The organism is Scytonema sp. UIC 10036, from assembly GCF_009725235.1.
Map to the genome: position 1 here is coordinate 1 of NZ_WJFC01000319.1, position 10,471 is coordinate 10,471.

A 10,471-nucleotide genomic window follows, 5' to 3' on the forward strand; every position below is an offset into this window, starting at 1 on the left:
GGGTGGGGAGTGGGGAGGAAGGGCATTAAGCCCGAAGCTCCGAACATTAGCAATTCCAATTTTGACAAAATGGGCATTATCTGCTTATGATTAATTTGGCAAAGCTAAGCAAGAACTAAAACCCTAAGAGGTTTGTCAAGTACTTAGAACCTAGAAAAGTAAATACTTTTAAGCTTCACTCAGTTTCAGTAGGTGATTTTAAAGGCTCTGGTTTGACCAAAATTTTGAGGTTTGCCAAAATTTTGCTTCTAGTCCGTTGCTATTCTAAGTTTCAGACTGCGGACTTTCCAACACCTAACACCCCGTAAGGGGATTGAAACGTGTAGTGGGTCAGACTTCAACACGTACCACTTACCAACTTTCCAACACCTAACACCCCGTAAGGGGATTGAAACGATAGATTTTTAAAATAATTGAATATTTCTTGATAAGCTTTCCAACACCTAACACCCCGTAAGGGGATTGAAACTTTCATCAATAACTATCAATAATTCTTTTTTATACTCTTTCCAACACCTAACACCCCGTAAGGGGATTGAAACATAAATTACCCGAACGTCTTCATAAATGCTTTTTGCTTTCCAACACCTAACACCCCGTAAGGGGATTGAAACCTTTCGTAAGCTATTTTAATGTCATCTCCTTCTGGTCTTTCCAACACCTAACACCCCGTAAGGGGATTTGATGAAGCATGAAAAAGCCCGTAGTCAGGTACTTACGGGCAATTTACTAATGGTAAAGGGATGGTTGGCGCTAAACTTTAACTACTTCACTTGCCTCATTGAGTGTGTAAACCGCTACAACTTTCTTTCCATCTTTAGTAGTTACCGTCCAACCAGGATTTTGTCTCAAGGTGTGCTCTATGTCCATCAAAGATGCTTCAGTAGCTTTGAGAGTTATGGTTTTACTTGACACAGTTGTGGTAGTTTGTTCTGCTGGATTGGCAGTAACAGAAGCATCTTCCGACTTGCCTGCTTTCATCGCTTGCCCATCCAAAAATTTATCATTGATTAGCTGGAGCAACTCTGTAATCCGTTTCGACCTATGCCGTTTATTGTAATAAGTCTCGGTTTTGCTAGGGTCTTTTGAATTCCCCATGCCGTGCTTAGTATTGTGCGACACAACCTCATCAGCGTGAGCTTTTATCCAATCCCCTATAACCATGCCGTTCGCTCCCGATAGTTCCCTGAGTGCTTGGTTGGTAATAGCCAAACGGTCATTATCTCCAGTGGCTAGCGTATCGTTGTAGCTTGCGATCGCAAGAAAAGCCCGTCTCACTTTCTCTTCAGCACTCCCCTTAGCCTTACTCTCCCAAAGTTCTTTGTCGCTAAATTCTTCCCAGTTAGCAATGGGCTTTGTTTGCTCTACTGACTGCGTGGTTTTTACTTGTGGTATGGATGTGGGTGTAGGTGTGGTATTGACTTGCATTCCTTGCAGCTCTTCTCTGATTATTTCTTGAATCATTGCCCTTAAATCTCCACCAGCTACTTGTGGCTGTGGCTGCTGCTTTGGTTGTGGCTGTGGCTCTGGTTGTTGCTCTGGTTGTTGCTCTAATTGTTGCTGCATAACGGATATTTCCTCTTTTAGTTTGATAATTTGGTCGTTGGCTTGAGCCAATTCTTCTTTGAGGCGATCGCATTGGCTTTTAGCTTCCAAAACTTCCTTGGTTGCATTTTCATAAAAATTTAGCAAGTGACTAACAACGGATTGTTGGTTAGATAATGCCAACTTAGATTGCAAATTTTTGATGGTTTCAAAATCAGCTTCGGTCACTCTTACTGAAGCTGTTTTTTCCTTCTGCGGTGCGATCGGGTAAGGGATTGGCTTTGTAACGTAATAGTCCGAATAGCCCAAAGTAGTGACGATGTGGTTCAAATCTTTGTCAGATGGCTTGTCATTTGGTGCAATATGACCTAAGAAACGACCAAATGCCAACATCTTAGACCCAATTGAACCAGGATAATCCCGCTCAATGATTAGCGCGGCACAAGCAGCGCGTAAAGCTTTGTTGTTGTTTTGGTCATCACCTTGACGCAGTTCTAGAACTAGATTGTCTGAGTATTTATCTCCAAAATATTCTTTAACCACGCGTCGCAGAGATTGACCACGACGGTTGTCTATTGCTCTATTTTGTTCCGCTAAATCAGAAAATTCGTTGGCGACCTCTTTCAGGAGAGCTTTGGTACCGGGTTCTTTGCGTAGGCGATTCAAACATTTGATTATGTATTCCCCAGGATAAAGAGTACCAATTTCAAAGCTAGTATCCTGTCCACGCTTCTTGCCCTGACCGGAAAACATCACCTTGTAAGACTGACCCTGAATTGGAAAGAACGTAGCACGGGCTAAGATTTCGTGTGGTCTGCGACCAGTAGCAGCGATTAAACCAACAGCCAGTTCGTGTGGGTCTTCACTCTCCAGCAATCGCCCGGTAACTTCTAAATATTTATCTGGATCGATTTCTTGACCTTCATTGGATAGACGGTCAGTCACTCTTGTGGTTTGGTTCCTCTCATCCCACTGCTCTTGAGTCAAGCCACAAAGCACCAGGCACAAATGCTTGATTGTAGTACCCGTAACATTTCCGTTTTCGTCGTGCTTTGGCACAATAACGGCGTTTTGTCCGGGAACCAAGTTAGTGATTGACTTGAATTTCTTATAAAACCCAGCGCGACTGAGGACAGTACCTAGAGATTCATTGCTGTAACTGGTTTGAGTGTTTAGCCAAGTGTTGAACTGTTCGCAATATGGCTCGATTTCCTCACGGCTCATGAGGTCTTTGGTTGCTTCAAACAGTTCATTTACCTTGGTTTCTAGTAATTTAGACATATAGTGTTCCTTTAATTTCTTAACTGGTTACAGCTTAACTTAACCTGTTATAGATGTCAATAACCAGTTATGGACTTTTTGACTTAACCAGTTAAAAGAGAGACAGTTGTCTGTCTCCCTTTGCTGCGTTCTAGCGAATTTGAAAATTAAGCTGCCCAACCTCCGATTCCATCCCAAATCCTATTTAAATAAGAGTCGTACCCATCTTCAGGATTTGTATAAGCCACCAAATAGCAACAAGCAAGCATTAACTCTGTTCCACCATAACCGTTTAATTCTTCTCCAATATTTTTGATGCTATTCCTAATTTCTTTTTGCTGTTCTAATGCCAACCCATCTTTTGTCCCTATCAAAGTTGTATACTCTTGGATTCTCGACTCTAGAATCATGATTAAATTACAGACTTCGTTAATTGTGTTAGTTGAAAGAGCCTCATTAGCAACCCGTCTCTTCAAAATGTCAAAAACCTGTAACTGCATTAATCCGTAGACCAAATCGCCTTTCATCAGCATACTCCTATTACTTGAAATGTTGTTGTAAATAATCAATGAAATCCGAAACGACTTTTCGCTCATCGCTTCGTTTAACTCCAAAAACACGCTCATAAGCTTGCGTCTTGTGAACGCTTCCATCTGCTTTTTTAGGTAAGTCTCGCCACAATTGGACGTACCCCTCATATGGCAGATTTTGGAACTTTTGAGGCAGTTTGGACATTTGGTCGAAATCACCAAACCCTTTACTGTGACTATTGTCTACGGTTGGACGTGTTTGGACATTTGTCTGGACGTTGTCCAAATTGTCAGGGGTGTTGTCCAAGGTTTTTGGACAAAGTAAATTCTTCTCCCATTTGTAATAGTTAGGTGGAGGAAGAATGCCATAAAAAGATTTTCCTTGGCTTGGACAATATAGAGCAATGTATTTAAAGTTTGGCTCACTTGATAAAGCTTTTTGAATGAGATTGTACTGCTTAGTATTGTCAGCCGAATCTACATCGCGAACTTTGTACTTAGTACAGGCTCTAATACTGTCTCCAAACGAAATATAAGAACAGTTAGCTAAATCATTAACCTTGAATCCAAAGCTTCCTGGTTGCAAGTTTTGCCCTGCTATCAATGATTTCACTCTAAGAGAACGTCCAGTTTGCCAAATAAACAGAAGTAGTCGTTTAGCAAATTCTTTCTTATAATTTGTTAGCTCGGTAACCATATTACACTCAAAATATGCCAAGCGTTCACCTTGTAGCGTGCGCTTAAACCGTTGCAAAACATTCTCTAAGTCGTTATCAGAAATATTTCCCCACCGGGTGAAGATTAGATTGATTTCGTCAATAAAAAACAGGATAGGACTAAAATCCTTAATCTCCTCTCCAGCACGAAAAGCTTGTTCATTAATCCAGATACGATATTGAATCTCTAGCGCGGCTTCTAGTAATCCAAAAATTGACTCTGGAACGCCTAGCCAATCAACGTGAGGGAAAATTTTAGCTGTGTCTGCATCTATTTTGGGTACAGTTGTTCGGATTGTGGGGGTGCCACCTAGCTCTTGAATCATTCCGCCAATGATATTCGAGATCGCTGTTGATTTCCCCGTACCTGTCTCCGCCCACAGTCCTACATGGTAGGCGTCACGAACAAATCCAATCAAAGACTCAACAGGCTGCAAGAACTTTTTTACCTCTACTACTGGGTCTTCTAATGGTTTCTCTGGTTCCCGTGCTATTTGAACCCACGTGCTAATCAGCCCTGTTTCACCGTCGTATTTGAATTCTGGTATGTTGAACGTATGTGTGATTTGAAACAAAAAATGAGATTTTAACTCATGATATGCTTCAGAAATGAGTATCCAGTTTATAGTTCACTTTTAATATTCGAGTTTTTTTACTCATAATGATTATATTTTAGGAGATAAAAAGACTGATAAAAGCGACGTTTGTATCAATCCTTTGGTTTGATTATAATTATTATTCAGCGAGGATTTGAGTAGGCGATCGCTTGTTCAATGAAATATTTTATTTTTACTCAGATATCTACTAAAACAAAAGTTTTGAATCATAACATGAGTATTTGAACCATATTTTGAATTGAAAGTTTAAGTTAGAACAATTTTTTCAGGGATTTTTTGTGCAAGTTTTGTCCAATTGTGTTTTTTCAACTCCCGTTCTAGTTATGATTCAGAATTTCAACTCTCACTCATGATTTGATTCAAAGTTTTAATTTGTGATTAGCGTGAAATCCTGAATTTTCGTTAACTCTTTTCTAATTTATGGATCAAAATTTTTCCCACATTATGATTCAAAGCATAGCTAGCAACACGACAGTGCAATGAGGAGTCGCGATCGCACCCGCACCCGCACCCAAAACGGAAAAATTTTCCGATTTGCTAAGTCGGCGTGACTCCGCCGTGTGGCATTTCTCCCATTCTTTTATATAAACCAAAGGGAGAAATGTGTGATTGTGACTTAAAGAAAATGTTTGCCTATCTGAAAACACCATTGTCACAAAATGGCTGATGCCTTTCTCATGAGTGAATTTGTCTATAAGCTAATAGCTCACTTTAAGCCCAAGTTCTATACCCTTATAGAACGTAAATAAATAAGCTCATAGCTCTTAATCAAACCTTACTAGAGAAAGGCATCTAGCCATTTTTAGCATATTGGTTAAAACACTGCGGCAAACATTTCCTTTAAGTCACAATCCCAGCTAAAGCGGAGTGACTCCGCAGTGTGGCACTTCCCCCATTCTTTTATATAAACCAAAAGGAGAAGTGCCACAACCGACCTCTGCCCTCCCCATGCAAAAGTGCTTAATCGCAAATCCACAATTTGGACTGAGATGCCCGGTCAGTAACCACAAGCCCTACAAAACAACCTTTTCTGACACACCTAGTGCTTTAAAGCAAATTGCCCCCACTCCCCACTGCCACCGCCAAAACGGAAATAATTTCCGATTTGCTAAGTCGGAGTGACTCCGCAGTGTGGCACTTCCACCATTCTTTATATATAAGCCAAGGGGAGAAGTGCCACACACCGAAGTATTAAATTCAACTACTACTGAGGCAAGCCAGAACCATAGAGATTTCTCATAGAATTTGCGAAAAAATCTGGTTAAATTCGATGAAATAACTAGTTATAAGCACCTGACTCATTAGCTATAACTAGTTATAGTACATTCATAACTGGTTGAGGTGAACCGCGCTACGAAACACCCAACCAGCAACTAGTAAGAATAAGGAGAAAACCAAATGTTCGCTACATTCAACACCATCACCGCAAAAAACATCCAAGTTACAGAAGAACTCATCAGCGACCTGCAAGCCGAACTGGAAGCCGCACGCCAGCAGTTAGCGCGGTTCCAGCAAGAGGAGCAAGCACAGCTTACAGCCAAGGCAGCTGCTGAGTCGGCGCTGGAGGCTGCTGCCAAGGCATTTAAGGCAGTCGCGATCGCCTACGGGGAAAATGGTGTAGAAGAGTTCAAAAATGCACTGCTCGCAGCCAGCCAGGAAGCGCCTCAAGTGCCAGCATTGCCAGCAGTGGAGGAACAACCAAAGACTGATGAGGTAGAACCCACGCTACCCAGTGAGGGACCCGTTGTAGAGGTTGCAGCTGAGGTTATTGACACTACCGATGTTCAACCAGTAGACCCCACAACTGAATTTATAGAGGAGATTGGCGAAAGCCCTGCCGAAAATGCCTTAGACTTCAGTAAGCTGTCCTGGAAGCAGCTACAGAAGCTTGCAGCGTCCAAGGGTGTGTCAGTTAAGGGCAAGAAAAAGACCGACCTTCTGGACGCGATCGCAAAGCTTGTGACCCAATCGGATATCGACCAAGCCGCGTAGCAGATGCCCCAACCGCCAAGTCCGCAATTGGTGGTTGGTTTTTTGCTATGACTGGGGACTGGGGACTGGGGATTGGGAGTAGGGGAGTCCAGCTTGCTATGCTCGGAGTTCTGTGCGATCGCATTCAATCATCTATAGACAAGGGTAGACTAGGGTAGTCATGAGATAATGATGGACGCGGTGAGGTTGGGCTGAATGCGATAAACGGAGTTTAACGGAAGACAGCCGTATCGCACTCAAACCACAATCATTAGAATTGGCAATGAAGCGGCGGCGGTGATAGGGTGAAAATCTATGGGAACTGTGAATGCTGCTATTTATGTACTAGACGGTTAGGCATAAAGTGGGAATAGAACGATTTTACGACATCCCTATCTTCACTCTTTAAGTTCTTGTTACAATCTGGACAATCTGTGTCTACTCGCTTTATCTTTGTAAAGTAATGCTTAGCACAATAGGAACCGTCTACATAGTCTTATTGGATTAAACCTAATTTGTAGTTGTAATTGACATCGTTATTTTGTAAACAAAATAATTTTTATATGGGAGAGCGTTCTGATAGTCCTAACGGTCAATTAATTTTGACAGAATTAACCGATTTATCGATAGCAATTGAACGTTTGCTATTTAAAATTACAGAAAATCCTCAAAAAGAGTTGTTGAAGGACATTCATACCGAAATAAATAATATTCTTGTACAACCAAACCAGAAATTATCTTCAAGTAGAGTTAATTTGACTGAACTCAATAAAATTAAAAATTTTCGTGGTTGTATATCAGATATTTATTATTCTCAAAAATCCCAGGTTAAAATAGAACTTTTAAATGAAATTTTATTGACTATAAAAGAGTTACAAGTTGCTTTTAATAAGGTAGACTCTAATTCCAAGTTTTTTTACAAAAAGCTTCGGAAACTAGTTAGAAATAAATTCAAATAAATTGGAAAAATATTAAGAAAATATTACATGGTAAAACTTAGCGATGTTAAAACTTCTATCGAAATTATTCAGGGTATAGTGACCAGTATAGGTATAATATTAGCTGGTATCTGGTCTCTTTGGTTGTTTGTTTTTAGTCGTTCTTTTGCTGGAACTTTAATTATTAATATTTCTTTTAAACGCCAAATTATTATTGATAATGTTCCGGTTGCTATTGTTGAAGTAAAAGTCAAAAACTTAGGACGTACAAGAGTTAAAAAAGAATATTTTATTCTTTCAATTAATGAAATGGAAAGTCCATTTTCAGCTACACGACCTTATCTTCTAAAAACAAAAGAACGTAGTGATTTTAGTAAGTCTTATTTTATTTTTGATAATTTAATTGAAATTGAGCCTAATGAAGAATTTCAAGATGAAATTCCGATAGTTTTAAATAATGTAAAAAATTTTCAAGTTGCTGTTCAGTTTAGACGTAAGAAAAGTCCTGAAATTTGGGAATCTTTTGGTATTTATAGTATAGACAATCAATGCTAATTTTACTTTCAATAAACTACTTACTTTACAAATCCTCGTGACTTAATACTCCACAGCAACTGTCCTGTAAGTCTCATTGCACAAGCGAGAAGTGTTTCGGCGCTCGCACTACATCCCGACACTCGGTCTCAAATTCCCTGTCCCCTGTCCCCGACACCACACTAGCGTATCCGTAAATGAACAAAAGATTGTGATATGTTTTTTCTCAAAAGCTGCCACTGTAAAAAATACAATAGCGGCTTTTAAGTTTTAGTATTACCAAAACCTTGATATACAAACCAATAGGTTTAATGCCGTAAACAAAGAGGGTCTATCTTCCTATTACGGCGCTACTATATCACCAATACCAACAGTTGGTTTGCCGTCGCTAAATCCAGTTTCAATCCTGCCAAGAATTTCACCACCCTTTTCTAAAACTGGCTCTAATGCAATCGCACCGATCGTTATAACGGCTTCTCTAACCCAGCCTTTTATCCCACCATCCGTATTTCCACTACCTTTACCACCACCTTTATCCTTATCTCCTTCTGGTGGCTTTTCATCTAGGTAATAAAAGCTCGATCCTCCGTTCACCTTTATTGCTTCTGAATCAGAAACATTTTCAATCGTTTCTAGGTCTAACAGTTTCATTTGACTTTTGTCCTTGAATTGTGAGCGTTAATACACATGAATTTCATGTAGTAATAGAATTCATTTTTGCATAACTGATTATCAACATCTACCATCAAAGATAAAAAAATTTAAAATTTCTTGCTTTAGATAGATAACAAAACTCATCATTTTATATAACCAAACTAATAAATAGGTGCATATGATAGTAACTTATGCAGTTTTTGCGCTAATTTGCAATAAAACGTTGAAAATCAGCCTTAATTTGGCATAATTTTGCTACTGTCAGATAAAAATTAAACTTTCTAAGTGACCTTGTGACCAGTGACCATCTACCCACGCACAATACCCAATCCCCAATGCCCAATCCCCAATGTCCAATCTCCGAGTTGCGATCGCTGGTCGCTAGTCACTGGTCGCTGGAAGCACAGCTGTGGGTCAAATATATTTCTCTGAGAAAATGATAGTTGTGGTTCCCCGACCAGTGAGATACATAAGGGTATAGAACTTGGGCTTAAAGTGAGCTATTAGCTTATAGACAAATTCACTCATGAGAAAGGCATCAGCCATTTTGTGACAATTTTCTATAACGGTACGATGGAGGAACCCTTGGATGCTCGTGAGTTAACTGGTTAAACTTACGCGGTCTTTTCCTCAATCTGGTTATGCAATCTATAACTGGTTGGGAGAGGGGATTGGGAAAAAGAGAATTGCGATCGCGTAGCTAACGGCTGAAGCCGTATCGCGAAAATCGTGACCCAGCTTGACATCGACCAAGCCGCGTAGGTAGCGACCAGCCCTAACCGCCAAATCCGGAATTGGTGGTTGGGGACGCCGCGCTGGAGGATAGTCTTTAATGCATCACGATATGTAAGCCAGCTTGACACCAATCTCGAACGCCCAAACATCTGGTTAAATGCAATGAACTAACTGGCTATAACCACTTGACCGATTTACTCATAACCAGTTATATTGTTTATAACAGGTTGAGGTGAACCACGCCACGAAACACCCAACCGCCGCTACTAAGAATAAGGAGAAATCAGATGTTCGCTACATTCAATTCCATCACCGCCCAAAACATTGCTGCTACCGAAGACCTCATTAATGACCTGCAAGCCGAACTAGAAGCCGCACGGCAGCAGTTAGCGCGTTCCAGCAAGAGGAGCAAGCACAGCTTACAGCCAAGGCAGCTGCTGAGTCGGCGCTAGAGGCAGCAGCCAAGGCATTTAAGGCAGTCGCGATCGCATATGGGGAATCTGGTGTACAGGAGTTCAAAGAAGCACTGCTCGCGCTAACTGAAGAAGCGCCTCAAGTGCCAGCATTGCCAGCAGTGGAGGAACAACCAGAGACTGATGAGGTAGAACCCACGCTACCCAGTGAGGGACCCGTTGTAGAGGTTGCAGCTGAGGTTATTGACACTACCGATGTTCAACCAGTAGAACCCACAACTAAATTTGTAGAGGGAGTAGGCGAAAGCCCGGTCGAAAATGTCTTGGACTTCAGCAAGCTGTCTTGGAAGCAGCTACAGAAGCTTGCAGCGTCTAAAGGGGTGTCAGTTCGGGGCAAGAAAAAGACCGACCTTCTGGACGCGATCGCAAAGCTTGTGACCCAAGGTGACATTGACCAAGCCGCGTAGCAATCACCCTCTAACCGCCAAGTCCGGAATTGGCGGTTAACTGGGTATGATTGGGAACTGGGGACTGGGGACTGGGGACTGGGGACTGAGG

General features: G+C 41.2%; 11 protein-coding genes and 1 CRISPR repeat array. Of the genes, 5 read left to right on the plus strand and 6 right to left on the minus strand.

The features are described from left to right. Positions 1-283: 283 nt before the first annotated feature. Positions 284-687: a CRISPR direct-repeat array (repeat unit 37 nt; unit sequence CTTTCCAACACCTAACACCCCGTAAGGGGATTGAAAC). Positions 688-753: 66 nt separating this feature from the next. The 4 genes from F7734_RS58545 to F7734_RS58560 all read right to left on the minus strand — a co-directional run bounded on the left by F7734_RS58545 (position 754) and on the right by F7734_RS58560 (position 5,318). Continuing rightward, a complete protein-coding gene (locus F7734_RS58545; protein WP_155753347.1) occupies positions 754-2,826 on the minus strand; it encodes a protelomerase family protein in 2,073 nt (690 codons plus the stop codon). A gap of 146 nt (positions 2,827-2,972) precedes the next feature. Beyond that, positions 2,973-3,332 carry a hypothetical protein gene (locus F7734_RS58550; protein ID WP_155753349.1) on the minus strand — a complete coding sequence of 120 codons (360 nt, stop codon included), beginning with the start codon at positions 3,330-3,332 and terminating at the stop codon, positions 2,973-2,975. A gap of 13 nt (positions 3,333-3,345) precedes the next feature. After that, positions 3,346-4,626, minus strand: a complete 1,281-nt coding sequence (locus tag F7734_RS58555; RefSeq protein WP_155753351.1) for an ATP-binding protein — start codon at positions 4,624-4,626, stop codon at positions 3,346-3,348. Positions 4,627-5,117: 491 nt separating this feature from the next. Next, positions 5,118-5,318 carry a hypothetical protein gene (locus F7734_RS58560; protein WP_155753352.1) on the minus strand — a complete coding sequence of 67 codons (201 nt, stop codon included), beginning with the start codon at positions 5,316-5,318 and terminating at the stop codon, positions 5,118-5,120. Between the two features lie 748 nt (positions 5,319-6,066). Here F7734_RS58560 and F7734_RS58565 point away from each other — a divergent pair. From F7734_RS58565 to F7734_RS58575, 3 genes are all read left to right on the plus strand, one after another. Next, on the plus strand, positions 6,067-6,660 hold the full coding sequence (locus F7734_RS58565; RefSeq protein WP_155753354.1) for a hypothetical protein: 594 nt from the start codon (positions 6,067-6,069) through the stop codon (positions 6,658-6,660). A gap of 542 nt (positions 6,661-7,202) precedes the next feature. Next, positions 7,203-7,598, plus strand: coding sequence for a hypothetical protein (locus tag F7734_RS58570; RefSeq protein ID WP_155753356.1), 396 nt, complete (start codon positions 7,203-7,205; stop codon positions 7,596-7,598). Positions 7,599-7,625: 27 nt separating this feature from the next. Beyond that, positions 7,626-8,132 carry a hypothetical protein gene (locus F7734_RS58575; protein WP_155753357.1) on the plus strand — a complete coding sequence of 169 codons (507 nt, stop codon included), beginning with the start codon at positions 7,626-7,628 and terminating at the stop codon, positions 8,130-8,132. A 321-nt stretch (positions 8,133-8,453) separates the two neighbouring features. Here F7734_RS58575 and F7734_RS58580 read toward each other — a convergent pair whose 3' ends face one another. Beyond that, positions 8,454-8,762 (minus strand): hypothetical protein, encoded by a 309-nt coding sequence (locus F7734_RS58580; RefSeq protein WP_155753359.1) that lies wholly within the window; start codon positions 8,760-8,762, stop codon positions 8,454-8,456. Between the two features lie 651 nt (positions 8,763-9,413). After that, positions 9,414-9,551, minus strand: coding sequence for a hypothetical protein (locus tag F7734_RS58585; RefSeq protein ID WP_155753360.1), 138 nt, complete (start codon positions 9,549-9,551; stop codon positions 9,414-9,416). 236 nt (positions 9,552-9,787) lie between these two features. On the opposite strand from F7734_RS58585, the gene F7734_RS58590 reads away from it, so the two are divergent. Together F7734_RS58590 and F7734_RS58595 are read left to right on the plus strand one after the other, a co-directional pair. Next, a complete protein-coding gene (locus F7734_RS58590; RefSeq protein WP_155753362.1) occupies positions 9,788-9,952 on the plus strand; it encodes a hypothetical protein in 165 nt (54 codons plus the stop codon). A gap of 104 nt (positions 9,953-10,056) precedes the next feature. Next, a complete protein-coding gene (locus F7734_RS58595; RefSeq protein WP_155753364.1) occupies positions 10,057-10,380 on the plus strand; it encodes a hypothetical protein in 324 nt (107 codons plus the stop codon). Positions 10,381-10,471 lie beyond the last annotated feature (91 nt).